The organism is Arthrobacter sp. 05T423, from assembly GCF_056396245.1.
The window spans coordinates 352,858-371,900 of record NZ_JBFTLC010000001.1; the positions used below are offsets into that span (position 1 = coordinate 352,858).

The window sequence follows — 19,043 nt, forward strand, 5'->3', positions numbered from 1 at the left end:
TTAAGCCGACGCGCTGTTCACCGACGGCGTAGCCTCCACGGGACTACGCGCCACGGCTTCGCCGTTGTGACAGATAACACAAAATCAGCGGTAGGGAGGCGCGCCATGTCCACGGCGGCTGCAAACGAACAGGATCCCATCGACGACGGCGAGGCTCTGGACTCCTATTCGGAGACGGTCATCAGGGTGGCCAAGACGGTGACACCCCATGTGGCCGCGATCGAGATGACGGGCAACCGGCGCAACGGGCGGTTCCGGGTCGGGGCCGGATCCGCGGTCCTGTTCACCGAGGACGGCTACCTGCTGACCAACGCCCATGTGGTGGCCGGGACCCAGAAAGGCCGCGCCGTCTTCGCGGACGGCTCCGGCACAGATCTCGAAGTGGTTGGCGCCGATCCCTTGTCCGATCTCGCTGTGGTCCGGGGCCGCGCCCCGCACGTCGCTCCCGCCGAGTTCGGGGACGCCGAATCGCTGCAGGTGGGGCAGTTGGTGATTGCCGTCGGGAACCCGCTGGGACTCTCCGGCTCGGTGACGGCAGGCGTGGTCAGCGGACTGGGCCGGGCGATTCCCGTCTGGGCAGGCCGCAACCGCAGGGTGATCGAGGATGTCATCCAGACCGACGCCGCCCTGAACGCCGGCAGCTCCGGCGGGGCTTTGGCCAACGCAAAAAGCCGGATCGTGGGCATCAACACAGCAGTGGCTGGTGCCGGGCTGGGGCTGGCCGTTCCCATTAACAGCACGTCACGCCGGATCATCTCCGCGCTCCTGTCGGACGGCCGGGTCCGCCGCGCCTACCTGGGCGTGGTCAGCACACCGATCCGTTTGGGCGCCAGCGAGGTGGTCCGAACCGGCCAGCGCGAGGGACTGCGCGTCGTGGAGGTCCTGTCCGGTTCGCCGGCGGAACAAGCAGGGCTGCGGGCCGGGGACGTGCTGCTGAGGGTAGGCTCCCGCGCCGTCAGCAATGCGGAGAGCCTGCAGAAACTCCTCTTCGCGGAGGCCATCGGCGTTCCGATGAACATATCCGTCCTGCGCGACGGACACATCACGGACATCGCGGCTGTCCCAGGCGAGATGGCGGACTGGGGATAGAACCAGAGGCCGAACACAAACAACGGGGTGGTCAGGCAATCCCCGGCCACCCCGTTCGGTGTTGTCCTGCAATCAGCGTTTCTTCAGATGCGCTACAGGGTCCGCGGCTCCCTCATGCGGGGCCTTGGCCTTCTTATCCGCGCGTTTTTGCTTGATGGTCTTGCCCGCTTTTTTCTGCTGTTGCTGGTGCGGCGACTTGTCCGGCATGGCGTGCTCCCTCGTCCGAGGGGCAGGAGGGTGCCCCTCCCTACGTAAATTACGCCTGTTTGAGTCCAGATGTAAGCGTCCCCCGTCAGCCCGTAACGTCGGCGATTCCCACGAACCGGGTGCCCACGCCGTCGAACTCGCTCCGGACATGCCCGGGCGCCGGCCTGGGAACTTCGGAGGGCCGGTGGTGCCCGCAAACGACGTACGTGAATTCGGGCCACCACTTCTTGGGCCGGGCCGCCTCCTCGTAGCCGCAGACCGCACAGACGAGATGTACCCACACCGGCCTCTTCCCTGTCCGGTTGGCGCGGGACTGGACCAGCCAGGCAGGGGGATTGTCCAGCAGTTCGCCGAGCTGGGCTTCGGTCAGAAGCTTGGGAATGCCGTGGCGCTGCGCCATTTCCAGTGGTACATCCAGGGCAATTGCCACATCACGTCTGCTGATCATCCAGTCCACGATACGGTAAGTCATGAGCGATGCCAGCCAGACCACCGCGCCCACGCGCCTGCAGCGACAGGTACTGACCGTCGCGATTGTGGCGTCATTCATGGCCATCCTGGACAGCTTCGTCGTCAGCCTGGCGCTGCCCGCCATCGGCAGGGAACTCGGCGGCGGCCTCCGCATCCAGCAGTGGGTGGTGGACGCCTACCTCCTGACACTTGGTGCACTCATACTGGCGGCCGGCTCGCTCTCGGACCAATTCGGACGCGTCCGTGTGCTGCAGTGGGGCCTGGGCGGGTTTGCCCTCACCTCGGTCCTGTGCGGGGCAGCGTGGACCGGCGAAATACTGGTGGTCAGCCGGGGTCTGCAGGGAGTGGCCGGAGCACTCCTGGTGCCCAGCTCGCTCGCGCTGATTGTCAGCCATTTTGATAGCGGTGCCCAGGGGGCAGCCATCGGCAAGTGGTCCGCGTGGACCAGCGCTGCCGCGATCGTGGCCCCCTTGATTGGCGGCGTCTCCGTGGATCTGCTCTCATGGCGGGTCATCTTCTTCGTCAACGTCCTGCCGGCGGCGGCAATCTGGCCGGTGCTGGCCAGGCTGCGGAAGGCTGACACCGTCCCCGGTGCCGCAGGCCGCATCGACATTGCGGGGGCGCTCCTGGCCGTGGTCGCCCTTGGCGGACCGGTCTACGCGCTGATCGAACAGGGGACCGCGGGCTGGGGCAGCCCGCAGGTCTGGCTGCCGCTGGCCGCCGGCGTCGTAGCCACCGCGCTTTTCCTCGTCCACGAATCCCGCACGGCCGCGCCGCTCCTGCCCCTGAGCATGTTCACGGTGCGGAACTTCGGCTGGGGCAACATCGCCACCGCCGCCATCTACGGCGGCTTTTCGCTCGGGTTCTTTGCCCTGGGGATCTATATCCAGCAGGTCGGCGGCATGAAGGCGACCACCGCCGGCCTGGCGCTGCTGCCCTCAACGGTGATCCTGATGCTCTTGGCGTCATTCTTCGGAGGACTCGCCGGCAAGTACGGGCCGCGGTGGTTCATGACCGCCGGTCCGGTGCTGTGCGCCGCCGGTTTCCTGCTGACTCTTTCCGTGGAAGGCTCTCTGGACTACTGGACCCAGGTCCTGCCCGGGCAGGTAGTCTTCGGCCTCGGCCTTTCCATGACCGTGGCGCCCCTGACGGCGGCCATCCTGGGATCCGTCCCGGAAAAGCAGGCCGGAGTGGGCTCAGCCGTCAACAATGCCGTCTCGAGAATCGCCGGGCTGGTCTGCATCGCGTTTGCGGGCTTCATCGTGGGTCCGGAGCTGACGACGCCGGGCCTGCACCGCGCGCTGCTGGCTACGGCCGCGCTGCTATTGCTGGGTGCGGCGTGCTCCGCCGTCGGAATCCGCAACCCGGTGCAGGCTAACCGCCAGTAATGGCAAGGCCTGCTGCGGCCGCGGCCAGCCCCAGCAGCAGATTGGCGAGGATGTTGCCGGCGGCGGCGAGGTAGCGCCGTTCACTGGCCAGCCGCACCGTCGCAGTGGTCCAGGAACTGAAGGTGGTCAAGCCCCCGGCGAATCCGGTGGCCAGGGCTGAGTGCCATTCGGGGCCGAACGCGGCAGTGGCGCCCACGGACAGTCCGATCACGAACGAACCTGCCACATTGACCAGCAGGGTAGCCCACGGCCAGTGCCGCCGCGGCGACGGGTAGCCGGCCAGCCAGCCGTCCACAACAAACCTGAGGAGGGCTCCAGCGATGCCGAAAACACCCACGAGAATTGCCGTCACGTTCCGGTCCCATCAGTACTGCCGAGCACCTTGCCGGTCCGCCAGCCGGCGGCCGCCGCCGCCATCCCCAGCAGGACGGACAGTCCCACGTAGAGTAGCCCCAGTACCGGGAGCCCGGTGCGGGTCAGCTGGTCGGTGGAGAATACGACGGCGGAGAACGTGGTGAACGAGCCCAGCACACCCGGGCCGATGGCGGCCCGGAGCCAGAACGCAGTGTGTGGCCGGGCAATCCAGACAGTGGTGAGGGCCGAGAGGACGAAGCTCCCGGCGATGTTGATGCCCAGCGTGGCCCATGGCAGGTCTCCTGGCTGGTCCGGGAACAGCAGGCCCAGCACGTACCGGAGTTCGGTGCCCAGCAGGCCGCCCGCGGCTACGGCCGTCCAGACCCGCCAGCCGTAGCCGGAGTTTGTCTTGGGGGCGGCGCCGGTGCGACCGGCCAGGGGAGCCCGCACCGCGGCTACAGTCCCACCATGCGGCAGCCGGGGTGGGCGGAATCGCTGTGGATCCACAGTGCGGAGGCCACCTCGTCGGCGAGGTCTACGTCGCGGCCGGTCCCGTGTGCGCCGATGCGGACCACCAGGGCGCCGCCGAAGGGCTTGCGGCCGCGCACTTCGACGTCGGCGTCGAGGCTGATTTTTTCCGCAGCGAGGTAACGCAGCAATTCGGGATTCTCGTCGCTGATCCTGGTGATCCTGCCGGTGTGGCCGTCATCGAGCTCGATCATCCGGTGGGCGGAGGGCATCCGGACGGTTCCGTCGGCCGAGGGGATGGGATCGCCGTGCGGGTCCCTGGCAGGGTTACCCAGCCGGTCCGCCAGCCGCTCAATAAACGTGTCCGAGACCGCATGTTCCAACTGCTCGGCCTCGTCGTGGACTTCGTCCCAGCTGTATCCGAGGTCCTCGACCAGATACGTTTCGATCAGCCGGTGCCGCCTGACCATGGAGAGGGCAAGCCGGACGCCCTGCGGCGTTAGCGTGATGGCGCTGTACGGTTTGTGCAGGACCAGGCCCTGGTCCTTGAGCTTGCGCACCATCTCGGAGACCGATGAATTGGCTACCCCGAGGCGCTGTGCAAGCTGCGTGGAGGTGATGGGCTTGTCCTGCCATTCCGTGAAGGAATAGATGACCTTAACGTAGTCCTCGATCGAGGAGGAGGGCGTGCTGGTCTTCACAGCGTCAAGCCTACCTGCTGCCACCACGGCGCTCGGCCCTGACAGCCCGCCAGGTCTGGGTGAGGTAGGGGAGCTGCAGCTCTTCGTCCCCGGCATGCCCCAGGTGCTCGTGCAGGTACCAGGTCAGGTTGCCGGCCACCTTGGCACGGGTGGCGTCGTTGGCCGCGAGGTAGTAGCTGCGGGACTTTGTCAGCTCAAGGATGTCGTCCGGGGTGACGGGATCCTCCCACCGGGTCAGGTGGCTTTCCAGGGACGTGAATTCCGGGCCGATCCTGGGGCGGAAATCCGGTTTGTGGACGTCCCCGGCGTGCATGATGCGGGAAAGCCGGTGCACCCATGGCACTGACGTGTCCAGCTGGTTCCAGATCAGGCCCAGCACGCCCTGGGGCTTGAGGATCCGGGAAAGTTCCGTGCTTGCCCGCAGCGGGTCGCACCAGTGCCACGCCTGGGCAACGCTGACGACGTCGAATGCCGCCCCGGGCAGTCCGGTCTCCTCCGCGGTCCCCTCCAAAGCCTGAACCCCGGGATAGGCGAGGCTGAGCTGCTCGAGCATGTCCAGGGAGGGGTCCACCGCGCTGACGCTGAGCCCGCGTTCCACCAGCAGCGCGGTGAACTTCCCCGTTCCGGCGCCGATATCCGCGGCCGTACGCGCCCCGGCCGGAATGAGCCAGTCGGCGGAGTCGCGAGGGTAGCCGGGACGCACGCGGTGGTAGTGCTCGCCGCCGTCCCGGAAGCTCTGTCCCAGCTCCTGCCGACGCCCGTGATGAAGTTTGGGACCACCCCGTGCCACGCACAGTCTCCTTAGGCCGACGTCGAAAATTACCTTTCGAATCTACCGTACGGTGACCGTTGCGGCAGCAGGACCGGGTGACGTCAGTCCTGGGCGCCGTCAGTCCTGTACACAGGGTGCGGCGCCGGCGGTGCCGGGGGTGTTGGGTGCCCAGTCGGGGTACGTGCGCGTGTCATTTGCCGGAACCCAGCGCCCGGCGTCCACTACGTAGTCCCAGCCCAGGCCGGAGCGGCATAGCTCCCCGATGCCGGCGAGCAGCCGCCGGGCGTCCTCCAGCCGTGATCCCACGCCGAAGCTGGCACGCAGCGAACCGGACGGCAGGCCGAGGCGCTTCAGCAGCGGGTGGGCGCAGAAGCGGCCGTCGCGCAGGCCCACGCCGTGTTCGGCGGACAGGTAGGCGGCCACCAAACCGGCGTCGTAACCCTCCACGGAGAAGTTGACCACACCGATGGCGTCGTCCGGGTCGCTGTCAGCGAAGATCTGGTGGACGGTGACGCCGTCGATCTCGCGCAATCCTTCGACGAGGAAGGACCGGATGGCAGCCTCGTGGGCGTGCCAGCTCTGCGGGTCCAGGGCAGCGATGACCTGGGTTGCCCGGGCCAGGGTGGCCGCACCGAGCACGTTGGGTGAGCCGCCCTCGTGGCGGGCGGGGCCGGTGGCCCAGCTGACGCCGTCGAGCCTGGCTTCACTGACCGCACCGCCGCCGGCGAGGTGCGGGGTGCCGGCGTCGAGCCAGTCAGGACGGCCGATCAGGACGCCGGCGCCGAAGGGGGCGTAGAGCTTGTGGCCGGAGAAGGCGAGGTAGTCGACGTCGTCTGCGGCGATGTTGACGCGGCGGTGCGGCGCGAGCTGGGCGGCGTCCACCACGATCCGGGCGCCGAATTCATGGGCCAGCGCAGCAAGGCGCCGGATCGGAAGGATTTCCCCGGTGACGTTGGAGGCGCCAGTCACAGCCAGGAGGCTGACATCGCCGTGCTCCAGTTCCGCCCGCAGGCTGCTGATGGTGGCTTCCAGCGTGTCCGAGGCCACCACGCTGCGGTGCGGCACGCCCTGCCACGGCAGCAGGTTGGCGTGGTGCTCGATGTCGAGGTAGAGCACTTCCCCCGTGTGGTGGTGGTCCTCCACCGGGAGGCAGCCGGCCAGGAGGTTGAGGGAGTCGGTGGTGTTCCGGGTGAAGATGACGGCGTCATCCGCGCGGCCGCCCACGAACTCCCGGACGATGTCGCGCGCGTTCTCGTACACGGACGTGCTGATCTGCGAGGCATAGCCGGCGCCGCGGTGCACGCTCGCGTAATACGGCAGGATCTCATTGAGGTATGCGGAAACAACCGACAGCGCAGGCGCGGAGGCGCCGTAGTCAAGGTTGGCGTAACGGATGTGGCCGCCCTGGATCAGCGGTGCCTGGATCTCCGCGCCGGTGACGGCGGCCAGGGGACGGCCGGCGGCCGCAAACCGGCCATCCAGCACGCCGGCGTCGGTGGTGGAAGAAATGATGGCAGTCGTCATGGGACCTCACTGAGAAAAGGACCCCGTGTGACGGGGATCCGCGCTTGCCGCGTCCGTTCCGGATCGGCCTGGTCGTCACCCGGGGCACCCCACCGCGAATGGAGGGTTGCCGGCCAGCTAACCGGGGTTTAGCGCTGGCACTCGTGACCTGTTACGAGACTAGGACATCCGGACGGGCGAAGAAAAAGGCGGTCCGGAATGTTAAGCGGATTATTACGTGGGCCAGATATTCGGCCTGCTGCCGAAGAAACGACGGCGGGCGCCACCAAAAGAGGGCGCCCGCCGTCGCAAAATTMAGCTGAGGGGCTTCGGAGCGGAAACTAAAGCAAGTCGTCCAGTTGCGGGTTGAGACGCTTGAGGACTTCAGAGTGCAGGATCGAGTTGGTAGCCAGTGCATTGCCGCCGAACGGGCCGTCCGTGCCCTCGAGGGAGGTGAAGCGGCCGCCTGCCTCCGTCACGATCGGCACCAGCGCCGCCATGTCGTACAGGTTCAGCTCCGGTTCGCAGGCGATATCCACCGCTCCTTCGGCCACCAGGCAGTAGGACCAGAAATCCCCGAAGGCGCGGGTGCGCCACACATCCTCGGTGAGCTGCAGGAACTCATCGAGGTTTCCGCGGTCCTTCCAGCCGCCGAGGCTGGAGTAGGACAGCGAGGCGTCGGCGAGGCTGGACACATTGGACACCTTGAGCCTCGTGGCGGCCGCTAGGGAACGGCCTGTGTAGGCGCCGGCGCCCTTGGCCGCCCACCAGCGCTTGCCCAGTGCCGGTGCGCTGACCACGCCCACGACGGGTTCGCCTTCGTCGACGAGGGCGATCAGCGTGGCCCAAACCGGAACGCCGCGAACAAAGTTCTTGGTGCCGTCGATGGGGTCGATGATCCAGCGGCGCGAACCGTGGCCGGAACTTCCGAACTCCTCGCCGAGCACGGCGTCGCGGGGGCGGGAGCGGGACAGCTGGCCGCGGATGGACTCCTCGGCGGCCTTGTCCGCATCGGTGACCGGCGTCAGATCTGGCTTCGTCTCGATCTGAAGGTCCAGCGCCTTGAACCGGCTCATGGTCTGGTCGTCCACGGAATCGGCCAGCACGTGGGCCAGACGCAGGTCATCGTTGTAGGTTGAAGCGGGTTGGGTCATGCTTCCAAACTACCCTCAAAGGCCGGTCGGGGCGGGGAGGTTCCGGCCGCGCTGCGGCCGTGGGCGCTAGCTGACGCTGCCGAGTTCCTTGGTTTCCTGGGCCTCCATGCGGGGGTCGGTGCCTAGCAGGCGGCGCAGGGACACGAGCCTGGCTGCTCCGGTGGGGCCGGCGTGCCCGGCTGCGACCCAGGCATCAACGCCGCAGTTGACGGCGGTGGCGTCGTGCTTGCAGCCGCGTTCGCAGGCCTCGGTGCCCGGCTGAAGGTCGGGAAAGGAGTGCAGGATGCGGTCCGGATCGACGTGGGCCAGCCCGAAGGAGCGGATGCCCGGCGTGTCGATGATCCAGCTCCCCGTGGGGGCATCAGCAAGCTTGAGGGCGAGGGCCGACGACGACGTGTGGCGTCCGCGGCCCGTCACGGCGTTGACGCCGCCGGTGGCGCGCTCGGCGCCCGTCAGCGCGTTGACCATGGTGGATTTGCCGACGCCGGAGTGCCCCAGCATCACTGTCACCTTGCCGTCCAGATGGGCGCGGAGTTCGGACACCGCGGCAACGTCGAGCCGGGCCGAGAGGCCGTCGTCGGACCGGGCGTCGATGCCGGATGCGTCGGAGTCGGCGGTGCGGCTGATGATGACCGGAAAGTCGAGGTGGCGGTAGTTGTCCAGCAGCTCGGTAGGGTCCTTGACGTCCGCCTTGGTGACCAGCAGCAGTGGCTCAATCCCGGCGTCGTAGGCTGCCACCAGCGCCCGGTCGATGAACCCGGTGCGTGGCTCCGGGTTGGCGGCAGCGACAACCACCACCAGCTGGTCCGCGTTGGCCACCACGGCGCGTTCCACGGGATCCGTGTCATCGGCGCTGCGGCGCAGCAGCGTCTTGCGGTCCTGGATTTTCACGAGCCGTGCCAGCGTGTCCGGCGCGCCCGAGACGTCTCCCACAAGGGAGACGAAGTCTCCGGCCACCACGGGGGAGCGGCGCAGTTCGCGGGCGCGGGCTGCGATGACTGTCCGCTCCTGGCCGGAGTCCTCGCCGACGACGGCCGTGTAACGCCCCCGGTCAACCGTGATGATCCGTCCGGTGACGGCGTCCTCATGGCTGGGCCGGTCCTTCGTCCGGGGCCTCGAACCTTTCTTGTTTGGCCGGATCCGGACGTCGGATTCGTCCCAGGAGTCAGTGCTGCGTGCCACCAGTGGTCCCTGCGGTGTAGGTCCCGTCCCGCTGGCTGAGCATGTCAGCCCACAGTTTGGGGAAGTCCGGCATGGTCTTGGACGTCGTGGCGATGTCCTGAACTTCCACACCCTTGACGGCCAGCCCCAGGATGGCACCGGCGGTGGCCATCCGGTGGTCGGCGTAGCTGTGCACGACGCCGGCATGCAGGTCGGCGGGGCGGATGATGAGTCCGTCGGTGGTTTCCTCGGCATCGCCGCCGAGGCGGTTGATTTCGGTGACGAGGGCGGCGAGCCGGTCCGTTTCGTGTCCCCGGAGGTGGGCGATGCCGCTCAGCCGGGAGGGGCCCGAGGCCAGCGCGCAAAGTGCGGCGACGGTGGGCGCGAGTTCGCTCGTTTCGGCGAAGTCCGCACCTTTGATTTCGCTCCCGCCTGTCACCGTCAGGGTACCGTCCTGCAGGGTCACCGTCGCTCCCATGTCCGTCAGGATGCTGCGCCACATGTCACCCACCTGCGTGGTGTGCTCCGGCCAGTCCGGAATCCGCACGGTGCCGGCCGTCGCAAGCGCGGCGGCCAGGAACGGCCCGGCGTTGGACAGGTCCTGTTCGATGCGCTGGTCGAAGGCGCGGATGGGGCCGGGGCTGACAATCCACTGGTTGGGCGTGGAATCATCCACCACCACGCCCGCGCCGCGCAGCACGGCAATGGTCATGTTGATATGGTCCAGGCTCGGGACGGTGCTGCCGGAGTGCTCCAGATGCAGGCCGTCCTTAAACCGGGCACCCACCAGCAGCAGCGCGGAGACGAACTGGGAGGACGCGCTGGCGTCAATGACGAGGTGCCCGCCGCGGACCTGCCCCGTGCCTTCCACGCGGAACGGCAGCGAGGCGGGCGTTCCGCCGGCCTCTCCGCTGACAGTTACTCCGAGCCCTGCCAGCGCCTCGATGATGGTGCCCATCGGCCGCTGACGGGCATGGGGGTCGCCGTCGAAAACGGTGGCTCCGCTGCGAAATGCCGCCAGCGGCGGCACGAACCGCATGACCGTCCCGGCCAGGCCGCAGTCAACGGCGACGTCGGCGCCGCCGGAGCCGGCCGGAATCGGCGTCACCTCCAGGTCGGGCCCGAACGCGGCGTCACCCGCCACTTCCCGGATGTCCGCACCCAGCTGGCGCAGGGCCGCGATCATCAGGGCCGAGTCGCGGGAGTGCAGCGGTGCCCGGAGCCGGGACGGGCCGTCAGCCAGCGCGGCGAGCACGAGGTACCTGTTGGTCAGCGACTTGGAGCCAGGCACGCGGACCGTGGCGTCGACCGGCCGCTCCGCGAACGGCGCGGGCCAGTGCGGAGCAGCGCCGGAGTTTTCAGCGGTCGCGCCCATGGGTGATGCAGTCATTCCCCCTTATGCCCCTACCGCGTGGTCTACAGCCCGGCGGACTGCCTTGTCGGCCTTGCGGACCGCCTTATCCGCACTGTGCAGCTTCCTGCCGGTGGTCTTGCGTGCATCCGCGGCCAGGTGGGTCGCAGTCTTCCGCGCGTCGGCCGCGAGGTGCTCTGCACGCCAGGCGAGGCTGGGCTTGCCGGCTGTGTCCACGGAGGCCAGCAGCACACCGCCGGTGAGGGTGATGTTCTTGAGCAGCTGGTTGCGGCGGGCTTCCCGGCCCTCCTTGCTGCTGATGTCGGCGCTGCGCCATTCAACGAAGGCGTTCAGGGCTGAGATGACGGCCAGCACCGAGGCCGCAAGCCGCGCCGACTTGCCGAGCGCGAACAGGAGGCCTGCGCCCACCTGTGTTCCGCCGATGATCCGGGCCAGAACCTTCTCATTCGTCTGGAAAGGCAGGGCCTCGGAGGCACGGCGCAGGAGCGGCGACAGCTGCTGCGCCGTATCGTCCGCATTCCTGAGCTTGTCCGTGCCGGCGAGGATGAAACTTGAGGCCAGCATCGGTCGGGCAAAAAAGCGGACAAGGGACATGAATTTCCTCCTGGATGGCCGAGCCGCGGGGGCCGCGGCGGAGTCGGTTCTAGTCTTGCACTTTTGCGGAATATTTGCCCACCGCGCGCCGTTGTGCTCTTCAGGCCGGAAGCAGTCTTAGGGCAGCGTCCCGTGCGGTTTCCGGTGTTTTAGAGACGGCTGGGGCATGGCCGGAACCGGCAAGAGCGCGGACCGCGGCGCAAACGCGGGTTTTAGCAAGCGGGTCTTATTATGCGGAGTGGAGATGGGGCATTGACTTTGGTGAAGGAAGCTGTGGGGGTGCGAAGTCCCGCCAGGATGCGGCCGTTTGTGGTGCCGGAAGCTGATGAGCTGGAGGCAGGCGGCGGTCTGTCCCGCCCGGACTACGGCACGGCACGCCGTCGGGGGCGGCCGGCTCCGATCAAAGTAGACTTGAACGCAATGAGTACCGTGGATCCGGCCCTACAGGCCACGCAGGAGGACGCCGCCAACGGCATCCCGCAGATTGACACGTCACCCGCCGTTGAAGCGGCGGCGGATATCGACGTCGACTCGGAGAGCACTGAGGCGCGGCGCGCCCGGTTTGAGCGCGACGCCATGCAGTACGTGGACCAGTTATATTCGGCGGCCATGCGCATGGCGCGGAACCCGGCCGATGCCGAGGACCTCGTGCAGGAGGCGTATACCAAGGCGTTCTCGGCGTTCCATCAGTACAAGCCGGGCACCAACCTGAAGGCCTGGCTGTACCGGATTCTGACGAACACCTACATCAACCTGTACCGGAAGCGGCAGCGGGAGCCGCTGCAGTCGAATTCGGACACCATCGAGGACTGGCAGCTTGCCCGCGCCGAGTCCCACACCTCCAGCGGCCTGCGGTCCGCCGAGGCCGAGGCCCTGGACCATCTTCCGGATTCGGACGTCAAGCGTGCCCTGCAGGCCATCCCGGAGGAGTTCCGGCTGGCCGTCTACTTCGCCGACGTCGAGGGCTTCGCCTACAAGGAAATTTCAGACATCATGAACACCCCCATCGGCACTGTGATGTCCCGGTTGCACCGGGGCCGGAAGATGCTGCGGGACATGCTGGCGGACTATGCCGCCGACCGGGGATTCAAAGCTGCTGCGGACCCCACGGCGGCAGCCGAAGGCAAGAAACAGGAGAACGGGAAATGAGCGACTGCCAGGGATTGGGCGATTGCGATGACGCCAGGATGCACCGCATCTACGAGTATCTGGATGGAGCTTTGACCCGCAGCGACCTTGCGGAGATCAAGCAGCATCTGGACGAGTGCCCTGAGTGCACGCAGCAGTACGATCTTGAGTGCGTCATCCGGAAAGTGGTGAAGCGCTCCTGTACCGAGGCTGCGCCGGAAAACCTGAAGAACGCGATTTTGCAGCGGATCCACACGATCCGGCCGGTGGACGCCTGACGGAGTTCCGGGCTTAAACGCAATGCCCCCGCTACCTTCGAGGTAGCGGGGGCATTGCGTTTAAGCTTCGGTACAAGCCGTGGCTTAGGTGTTGGGGCGCTTCCCGTGGTTCGCGCCGCCACGCTTACGGTCACGACGTTTACGTGCACGTTTGCTCATAGCTGGCCTCCTTAATCTCGTTACCCAAAAGAGTTGCCCTCCAGTCTCCCATATCAGCGGACGGGCCGCGAACCGGGCGGCCGTGCGGCCAGCGGACAGGCCGCGACTCGGGGCCGCGCCGCGCAGGCCTGGCACCTACAGCGAGTTCCGGATCGAGACCCGGGCCTGCTCCAGGACTGTCCGCACCGTTTCCAGGGCCATCGGCGACATGGGCCGGGCGCTGGTCTGCAGTCGCAGCTCGGCCCGCATGTCGTCACGGAACGCCTGCAGCAGCATCTCCGCTTCCTTGAGCATGCGCTGCCCCTCGGCCGTATAGCGGCCCTGGCCGCCCGGGTCCGCCGACATGGCGGCGGTGCGTGCCGCTTCTGCTGTTGCCGCCAGGTCCGCCCGCAGCCCGCGCATGTTGCTGCGTATGTCGGCGCGGAGATCATCGGCGAGCCTGCGGACGGAAGCCGCAATGCCGTTTTCCACGGTCTCCAGCTCCTCGCGCCGGCTGTTCAATTCAGCCAGGCCGGCAGCGGTGATGCGGTAGTTGGTGCGGCGCCCCTGGGATTCCGTGGCCACCAGCCCCTCCTCCTCCAGCTTGCCCAGGCGTGGATAGATGGTGCCTGCGCTGGGGGAGTAGGTGCCACCGAACCGGTCGCTGAGCGCCTTGATGAGTTCGTATCCGTGTTTGGGGCCTGCCTCGAGGAGTGCCAGCAGGTAGAGCCGGAGCGCGCCGTGGGCAAAGACGGGGGGCATCAGAGTGCCGGTTCCGTAGTTGCCGGTGCCTGGCTGTGGAAGACGGATGTTGTGCCGGACACCGAGTTGGTCCGGACCAGCATGAGTTTGGCGTCCGGGCCGGAGATGGTCTGCACCTTGCCGCCGGGGTGGCCGTACTTCCGGTCGTCGATGACCACCGGACCGCCGGCCGACTGGGCCACGATGTCCACGCCGACATCGTGCGGGACGCGGATGGTCAGGTCCCCCGACACTGAATTCGCGCCGAAGTCGTGGGTGAAGCCGTGCAGGTCGAAGCTCATGTCGCCGCTGACGGTGTTGGCCCGGATGTTGCTGAAATGGCCGGACGCCGTAACCTCCCCGGAAACGCTTTTGGCGGTCAGGACGCCGTTGTGGTTGCGGGCGATCACCTCGCCGCTGACGGTGTTCACGTGCAGGTCGCCGGAGGTGCCGTCTGCCAGCAGGGATCCGGTCACAGTGGTCAGTCGGGTGCGGCCGTGGACACCCGAGACCAGTCCGTCCCCGCTTACGGTGCCCGCCTCGACCTCGACCCCGGCAGGGACAGCGATGCTGATGACCACTGAGTTGTTGCTGTGGCTGTTGACCGAATCCATCAGGTTCTTGAACCAGCCCTGTGGCCCGTGGAGCTGGTGGCGGATCTCCAGGCGTCCGCCTGTTACGGACACCGCCAGCGGATCCCCGTGCACCTCCGATACCTCGATGCGGACCACATCTTCGTCGTGCGTGACGATGTCCAGCCTGCCGCGGACGATGCCCACTTTAAGGTGCGAAACGCCGTCGACATCGATGGTCTGCGGGCCGGTGACGGTCCAGGAATTCTCTTCCATGATTCCTCCACTTGCGATATATCGTGACTATGGAGGCCACACTATCCCGCCAGTAACGGAAGATCAAGATATATCGCGACTGGAGCGCGCCTACTCCGGGGTGTCCATCCCCAGCCACTGGAACCAGCCGCGGTGCAGCACCAGCCATGCCATCAGCCCGTAACCTGCCTGTCCGGGGGTGCCTCCGTTGGCTGAGAGGTCCTGGCGCCACTGCTCGTGGTTCAGTAACGGCGAGAATGTGTCGACGTAGAGATGCTTGCGCCGGGTGGTGACGTCGGCGAAGGCAGTGTTCAGCTCACCGAGCCGGCGGTTCTGCACCGGATCCAGCGTGGGCGGCGGCCCCACGACGAAGACCTCCAGCCGCCTCTGGGTAGCCGAATCCAGGATGTTGGCGAGGTTCAGCCGGCTCCGGGCAGTGGACAGCCCGAACTCGATGTCCCGGCCGGAAAGCCCGATGACCAGGCGGTTCTCGTGGTTGTCGGCGAACCTGCGGCCGGCCTCCTCGAGCCAGCGCGCGGCCAGGCCTTCCGTACCTTCCTGAGGGCACGGAAGCGAAAAGCTCTCCACCGTCATGCCGTCCTGCGGAGTGCGGGCGAGCACCCGGCCCAGCCATCCCAGTGCCCGGGGATCGCCGAGCCCGGCCAGCAGTTCATCTCCAACAGCTGCAATCCGCAGCTTCCTGTCTTCCACTACTACCTCTTCACTTGTTGGGAGGGCGTGTCCCGGATACGGACCGTTTGTATGCCAGCCTAAGGTCCATTAACTCACGCCGATTAAACAGAGCCGATTAAACAGAACTGCCCGGCTGGAACGGTGTGTCACCGTCCGGCCGGGCAGCTGTTCTGCTACTTACGGGCGAATGCCTGCTTCAGGAGCGTGTCCTGCTCTGCGGCGTGGCGCTTCATGGAGCCGGCTGCGGTGGAAGCCGAGGCCGGGCGAGACACCAGGCGCACCTTGCGGTCCAGCGCGGTGGGCAGGTGCAGGCCCATGAACGGCCACGGACCCTGGTTGGCGGGCTCGTCCTGCGCCCACACAACTTCGGCGTTCGGGTACTTGGCCAGTTCGGCTTCGATCTCCGCCTGCGGCAGCGGGTACAGCTGCTCGACGCGGACGATCGCCGTCGTCTTGTCGCCCGTCTTCTGCCGCGTGGACAGCAGGTCGTAGTACAGGCGTCCGGAGACGAGGAGAACACGTTCGACGGCGTCTCCCTGGAGCTGCTCGTGCTCACCGATCACCGTGCGGAAGCCGCCGGTGGTGAAGTCCTCCACGGACGAGGCAGCGGCCTTGAGGCGCAGCAGCTGCTTGGGCGTGAAGATGATGAGCGGCTTGCGGGGCCGGCTGTAGGCCTGGCGGCGCAGCAGGTGGAAGTGCGAGGCCGCCGTCGTCGGGTTGGCGACGATGATGTTTTCCTCGGCACACAGCTGCAGGAAGCGCTCGATGCGGGCGGAGGAGTGGTCCGGGCCCTGTCCTTCGTAGCCGTGCGGAAGCATCAGCACCAGCGACGAACGCTGGCCCCACTTCTGCTCGGCGGACGAGATGAACTCATCGATGATGGTCTGCGCGCCGTTGACGAAGTCACCGAACTGCGCCTCCCACAGGACCAGGGCGTCGGGCCGCTCCACGGAGTAGCCGTATTCGAAGCCCATGGCAGCATATTCGGACAGCAGGGAGTCGTAGATCCAGAGCTTGGCCTGGTTGTCCGACAGGTTACCCAAGGGCAGCCACTCGTTGCCGTTGGCGCGGTCATGGAACACGGCGTGGCGCTGGACGAAGGTGCCGCGGCGGGAATCCTGGCCGGCAAGGCGCACGGGAACGCCTTCCATGATCAGGGAGCCGAAGGCGGCAATCTCGCCGAAGCCCCAGTCGATGCCGCCTTCACGGGACATCTGTTCACGCTTCTCCAGTAGCTGCTTGAGCTTGGCGTGGACGGTGAAGCCTTCGGGGATCTCAACATGGGCCTTGCCGATGCGGGCGAGGGTGTCGGCCGAGATGGCCGTCGATGCCGGGGCGTTCGTTCCACTGTCCGACTGCTGGGCCTGCGGACGCTCGATGTCCGACACTGCTGCGGAGTCCGCAGTGATGATCGGAATGGGCGAGGTCTGGGCTGCGTGGGTCTCGGCGAAGACGCGCTCGAGGCGCTCCTGGTAGTCGCGGAGCAGCTGCTCGGCTTCTTCCTCGGTGATGTCACCACGGCCGATGAGCGACTCGGTGTAGAGCTTGCGCACAGACCGCTTGGCTTCGATGAGGTTGTACATCAGCGGCTGCGTCATCGAGGGGTCGTCGCCCTCGTTGTGGCCGCGGCGGCGGTAGCAGACCATGTCGATGACAACGTCCTTGTGGAACCGCTGGCGGAACTCGTAGGCGAGCTGGCCGATGCGGACAACTGCCTCCGGATCGTCGCCGTTCACGTGGAACACCGGAGCCTGGATCATCTTGGCAACGTCCGTGGAGTACGTGGACGAGCGCGAGGAGGACGGCGCGGTGGTGAAGCCGACCTGGTTGTTGACCACGATGTGGATGGTTCCGCCGGTGCGGTAGCCGCGCAGCTGGGAGAGGTTGAGCGTCTCCGCCACAACTCCCTGGCCGGCGAAGGCCGCGTCACCGTGGACCATGATGGGCAGCACGGGGAACGACTGGCCCTGGTCCAGGCGGTCCTGCTTGGCGCGGACGATGCCCTCCAGGACGGAGTCAACGGCCTCGAGGTGGGACGGGTTGGCGGCAAGGTAGACCTTGGTCTCCTTGCCGTTGTCCGACGTGAAGGTGCCTTCGGTGCCGAGGTGGTACTTGACGTCGCCGGAGCCCTGCACGGAGCGCGGGTCCTGCGTGCCTTCGAACTCGCGGAATACCTGGGCGTAGGTCTTGCCGGCAATGTTGGTCAGCACGTTCAGGCGGCCGCGGTGGGCCATGCCGATGGCGACCTCGTCCAGTGCGTCGTCGGCGGCGTCGGAGATGATCGCATCCAGCAGCGGAATCAGCGATTCGCCGCCCTCAAGCGAGAACCTCTTCTGGCCCACGAACTTGGTCTGCAGGAAGGTCTCGAAGGCCTCCGCGGCGTTCAGCTTGGATACGATGCGCAGCTGCTCGTCGCGGCTCGGCTTGGAGTACGGGTGTTCCAGCTGGTCCTGGAACCACTTGCGTTCGGCCGGGTCCTGGATGTGCATGTACTCGATGCCGGTGGTGCGGCAGTAGGCATCCCGGAGCACGCCCAGGATGTCGCGGAACTTGAGCATCGGCTTGCCGCCGAAGCCGCCCGTGGGCCACTCGCGGTCGAGGTCCCACAGGGTCAGGCCGTACGTGAGCACGTCCAGGTCGGGGTGCTTGCGCTGGACGTACTCGAGGGGATCAGTGTCCGCCATGAGGTGGCCGCGAACGCGGTAGGAGTGGATCAGCTGCTGGATCCGGGCGACCTTGTTGATCTGGTCGGACGGGTCCACCTGCAGGTCCGGGCTCCAGCGCACAGGCTCGTACGGGATGCGCAGGGCTTCGAAAATCTCGTCATAGAAGTCCTGCGCGCCGAGGAGCAGGGAGTGGACCAGCTTGAGGAATTCGCCGCTGCCTGCACCCTGGATGACGCGGTGGTCATAGGTGGAGGTCAGGGTGAGGATCTTGCTGATGGCGTTCTGGGCGATGATCTTCTCACTCGCGCCCTGCCATTCGGCCGGGTAATCGAGAGCGCCGACGCCGATGATGGCGGCCTGGCCCTTGGACAGACGGGGCACCGAGTGCACGGTGCCGATGCCGCCCGGGTTGGTCAGCGACACGGTGGTGCCGGCGTGGTCGTCAGCCGTCAGCTTGCCGTTGCGGGCACGCTTGATGAGGTCTTCATAGGTGTGCCAGAACTCCGCGAAGTTCATGGTCTCGGCCTTCTTGATGTTGGGAACCATCAGAAGGCGGGTGCCGTCGGGCTTGGGCATGTCGATGGCGATGCCGAAGTTCACGTGTGCCGGCTGGACTGCCACCGGCTTGCCGTCGACCTCGTCGTAGTACACGTTCATGGACGGGAACTGGGACAGGGCCCGGACAACGGCGTAGCCGATGAGGTGGGTGAAGGAGACCTTGCCGCCGCGGGCGCGGGCCAGGTTGGAGTTGATGACAACCCGGTTGTCAATCAGGAGCTTGGCCGGTACAGCCCGGACGCTGGTGGCCGTGGGTACCTCGAGGCTGGTGACCATGTTTGTCGCAATGGCCTTGGCCGGTCCGCGGAGGACGGATACGACGTCTTCCTCGGGGGCGGTCGGAGCCTTGACGTTCTTCGGCAGCTGGGCCGGGATGGGCTGGGCGCCGGTGCCCGCCTCGGTCTTCTTCGCGCCGTCGCGGGCCACCGTTGCGGGAGCCTTCTTGGCGGGTACGGGCGAGGCGGGGGCTGCTGCCGGCGCCGGTGCCGTAGCTGCCGCAGGCGCCTGGGCCGCGGGAGGAGCGGATGCCGGTGCCTTCGCGGGCGCCGGGGGAGTGACGATGGGCAGTTCGCGGGTAGCCGGATTGGCCGCCGGTGACGTCACTGCCGGCACGCCGTTGGAAGATGGACCGTTGCCGCTGTCGAATGATTCGAACAGCGGCCACCACTTGGCATCAACCGTGTTCTTGTCCTGCTGATAACGCTCGTACAGTTCGTCAACGAGCCACTCGTTTCCACCAAATTCCTCTGGCAGACGGTGGCTAGGCTGCTCTGGCACTTG

20 protein-coding genes and 1 riboswitch are annotated in these 19,043 nt (G+C 66.9%); of the genes, 4 read left to right on the forward strand and 16 right to left on the reverse strand.

From position 1 onward, the window contains the following. Positions 1–105 precede the first annotated feature (105 nt). Positions 106–1,089, forward strand: a complete 984-nt coding sequence (locus AC1DFE_RS01670) for a S1C family serine protease (RefSeq protein WP_476904182.1) — start codon at positions 106–108, stop codon at positions 1,087–1,089. Between the two features lie 72 nt (positions 1,090–1,161). Here AC1DFE_RS01670 and AC1DFE_RS01675 read toward each other — a convergent pair whose 3' ends face one another. Both AC1DFE_RS01675 and AC1DFE_RS01680 read right to left on the reverse strand, forming a co-directional pair. Then, on the reverse strand, positions 1,162–1,296 hold the full coding sequence (locus AC1DFE_RS01675; RefSeq protein ID WP_258006495.1) for a hypothetical protein: 135 nt from the start codon (positions 1,294–1,296) through the stop codon (positions 1,162–1,164). A gap of 85 nt (positions 1,297–1,381) precedes the next feature. After that, entirely contained in the window at positions 1,382–1,744 is a 363-nt protein-coding gene (locus tag AC1DFE_RS01680; RefSeq protein WP_476904376.1) for a hypothetical protein, read from the reverse strand. Between the two features lie 22 nt (positions 1,745–1,766). On the opposite strand from AC1DFE_RS01680, the gene AC1DFE_RS01685 reads away from it, so the two are divergent. After that, positions 1,767–3,155 (forward strand): MFS transporter, encoded by a 1,389-nt coding sequence (locus tag AC1DFE_RS01685; RefSeq protein ID WP_476904183.1) that lies wholly within the window; start codon positions 1,767–1,769, stop codon positions 3,153–3,155. On the opposite strand, the gene AC1DFE_RS01690 is transcribed toward AC1DFE_RS01685, so the two are convergent. The 9 genes from AC1DFE_RS01690 to AC1DFE_RS01730 form a co-directional block, all read right to left on the reverse strand. After that, positions 3,142–3,507 (reverse strand): fluoride efflux transporter FluC, encoded by a 366-nt coding sequence (locus AC1DFE_RS01690; RefSeq protein WP_476904184.1) that lies wholly within the window; start codon positions 3,505–3,507, stop codon positions 3,142–3,144. The genes AC1DFE_RS01685 and AC1DFE_RS01690 overlap by 14 nt on opposite strands. Further along, positions 3,504–3,959: a fluoride efflux transporter FluC gene (locus AC1DFE_RS01695; protein ID WP_476904185.1), complete on the reverse strand. Its 456-nt coding sequence runs from the start codon at positions 3,957–3,959 to the stop codon at positions 3,504–3,506. Before AC1DFE_RS01695 ends, AC1DFE_RS01690 begins: the two co-directional genes overlap by 4 nt. A 5-nt stretch (positions 3,960–3,964) precedes the next feature. Next, entirely contained in the window at positions 3,965–4,678 is a 714-nt protein-coding gene (locus AC1DFE_RS01700) for a metal-dependent transcriptional regulator (RefSeq protein WP_476904186.1), read from the reverse strand. Between the two features lie 10 nt (positions 4,679–4,688). Further along, a complete protein-coding gene (locus AC1DFE_RS01705; RefSeq protein WP_476904187.1) occupies positions 4,689–5,468 on the reverse strand; it encodes a class I SAM-dependent methyltransferase in 780 nt (259 codons plus the stop codon). A gap of 99 nt (positions 5,469–5,567) precedes the next feature. After that, the gene (locus AC1DFE_RS01710; RefSeq protein ID WP_476904188.1) at positions 5,568–6,974 is read right to left on the reverse strand and encodes an aminotransferase class V-fold PLP-dependent enzyme; all 1,407 of its coding nucleotides are present in this window, start codon (positions 6,972–6,974) and stop codon (positions 5,568–5,570) included. 35 nt (positions 6,975–7,009) lie between these two features. Further along, positions 7,010–7,123: riboswitch (SAM riboswitch) on the reverse strand. 171 nt (positions 7,124–7,294) lie between these two features. Beyond that, entirely contained in the window at positions 7,295–8,107 is an 813-nt protein-coding gene (gene hisN / locus AC1DFE_RS01715; protein ID WP_476904189.1) for a histidinol-phosphatase, read from the reverse strand. A gap of 66 nt (positions 8,108–8,173) precedes the next feature. Then, positions 8,174–9,289: a ribosome small subunit-dependent GTPase A gene (rsgA, locus tag AC1DFE_RS01720; RefSeq protein WP_476904190.1), complete on the reverse strand. Its 1,116-nt coding sequence runs from the start codon at positions 9,287–9,289 to the stop codon at positions 8,174–8,176. Further along, complete coding sequence (gene aroA, locus AC1DFE_RS01725) at positions 9,273–10,643, reverse strand: 3-phosphoshikimate 1-carboxyvinyltransferase (RefSeq protein WP_476904377.1); 1,371 nt, start codon at positions 10,641–10,643, stop codon at positions 9,273–9,275. The genes rsgA and aroA overlap by 17 nt, the downstream gene beginning before the upstream one ends. Before the next feature lie 21 nt (positions 10,644–10,664). After that, a complete protein-coding gene (locus AC1DFE_RS01730) occupies positions 10,665–11,234 on the reverse strand; it encodes a DoxX family protein (protein WP_476904191.1) in 570 nt (189 codons plus the stop codon). A gap of 420 nt (positions 11,235–11,654) precedes the next feature. Here AC1DFE_RS01730 and AC1DFE_RS01735 point away from each other — a divergent pair, with 420 nt between their 5' ends. Together AC1DFE_RS01735 and rsrA are read left to right on the forward strand one after the other, a co-directional pair. Next, positions 11,655–12,383 (forward strand): sigma-70 family RNA polymerase sigma factor, encoded by a 729-nt coding sequence (locus AC1DFE_RS01735; protein WP_476904192.1) that lies wholly within the window; start codon positions 11,655–11,657, stop codon positions 12,381–12,383. After that, on the forward strand, positions 12,380–12,640 hold the full coding sequence (gene rsrA, locus AC1DFE_RS01740; RefSeq protein ID WP_476904193.1) for a mycothiol system anti-sigma-R factor: 261 nt from the start codon (positions 12,380–12,382) through the stop codon (positions 12,638–12,640). Before AC1DFE_RS01735 ends, rsrA begins: the two co-directional genes overlap by 4 nt. 84 nt (positions 12,641–12,724) lie before the next feature. Here the strand turns inward: rsrA and AC1DFE_RS01745 are convergent, their stop codons facing one another. The 5 genes from AC1DFE_RS01745 to AC1DFE_RS01765 all read right to left on the reverse strand — a co-directional run bounded on the left by AC1DFE_RS01745 (position 12,725) and on the right by AC1DFE_RS01765 (position 19,040). Further along, positions 12,725–12,799 carry a 50S ribosomal protein bL37 gene (locus AC1DFE_RS01745; RefSeq protein ID WP_369299106.1) on the reverse strand — a complete coding sequence of 25 codons (75 nt, stop codon included), beginning with the start codon at positions 12,797–12,799 and terminating at the stop codon, positions 12,725–12,727. Positions 12,800–12,934: 135 nt separating this feature from the next. Beyond that, entirely contained in the window at positions 12,935–13,540 is a 606-nt protein-coding gene (locus tag AC1DFE_RS01750; RefSeq protein WP_476904194.1) for a PadR family transcriptional regulator, read from the reverse strand. Continuing rightward, the gene (locus AC1DFE_RS01755) at positions 13,540–14,367 is read right to left on the reverse strand and encodes a DUF4097 family beta strand repeat-containing protein (protein ID WP_476904195.1); all 828 of its coding nucleotides are present in this window, start codon (positions 14,365–14,367) and stop codon (positions 13,540–13,542) included. The genes AC1DFE_RS01750 and AC1DFE_RS01755 overlap by 1 nt, the downstream gene beginning before the upstream one ends. 90 nt (positions 14,368–14,457) lie before the next feature. Further along, the gene (locus tag AC1DFE_RS01760; RefSeq protein ID WP_476904196.1) at positions 14,458–15,057 is read right to left on the reverse strand and encodes a GDSL-type esterase/lipase family protein; all 600 of its coding nucleotides are present in this window, start codon (positions 15,055–15,057) and stop codon (positions 14,458–14,460) included. Positions 15,058–15,212: 155 nt separating this feature from the next. Then, positions 15,213–19,040 (reverse strand): multifunctional oxoglutarate decarboxylase/oxoglutarate dehydrogenase thiamine pyrophosphate-binding subunit/dihydrolipoyllysine-residue succinyltransferase subunit, encoded by a 3,828-nt coding sequence (locus AC1DFE_RS01765; RefSeq protein ID WP_476904197.1) that lies wholly within the window; start codon positions 19,038–19,040, stop codon positions 15,213–15,215. Positions 19,041–19,043 lie beyond the last annotated feature (3 nt).

Coding starts and splice junctions, on each gene's coding strand:
- AC1DFE_RS01670 (WP_476904182.1), top strand. CDS start 106: ATGTCCACGGCGGCTGCAAACGAACAGGATCCCATCGACGACGGCGAG.
- AC1DFE_RS01675 (WP_258006495.1), bottom strand. CDS start 1,296: ATGCCGGACAAGTCGCCGCACCAGCAACAGCAGAAAAAAGCGGGCAAG.
- AC1DFE_RS01680 (WP_476904376.1), bottom strand. CDS start 1,744: ATGATCAGCAGACGTGATGTGGCAATTGCCCTGGATGTACCACTGGAA.
- AC1DFE_RS01685 (WP_476904183.1), top strand. CDS start 1,767: ATGAGCGATGCCAGCCAGACCACCGCGCCCACGCGCCTGCAGCGACAG.
- AC1DFE_RS01710 (WP_476904188.1), bottom strand. CDS start 6,974: ATGACGACTGCCATCATTTCTTCCACCACCGACGCCGGCGTGCTGGAT.
- hisN (WP_476904189.1), bottom strand. CDS start 8,107: ATGACCCAACCCGCTTCAACCTACAACGATGACCTGCGTCTGGCCCAC.
- aroA (WP_476904377.1), bottom strand. CDS start 10,643: ATGGGCGCGACCGCTGAAAACTCCGGCGCTGCTCCGCACTGGCCCGCG.
- AC1DFE_RS01730 (WP_476904191.1), bottom strand. CDS start 11,234: ATGTCCCTTGTCCGCTTTTTTGCCCGACCGATGCTGGCCTCAAGTTTC.
- AC1DFE_RS01735 (WP_476904192.1), top strand. CDS start 11,655: ATGAGTACCGTGGATCCGGCCCTACAGGCCACGCAGGAGGACGCCGCC.
- rsrA (WP_476904193.1), top strand. CDS start 12,380: ATGAGCGACTGCCAGGGATTGGGCGATTGCGATGACGCCAGGATGCAC.
- AC1DFE_RS01750 (WP_476904194.1), bottom strand. CDS start 13,540: ATGCCCCCCGTCTTTGCCCACGGCGCGCTCCGGCTCTACCTGCTGGCA.
- AC1DFE_RS01755 (WP_476904195.1), bottom strand. CDS start 14,367: ATGGAAGAGAATTCCTGGACCGTCACCGGCCCGCAGACCATCGATGTC.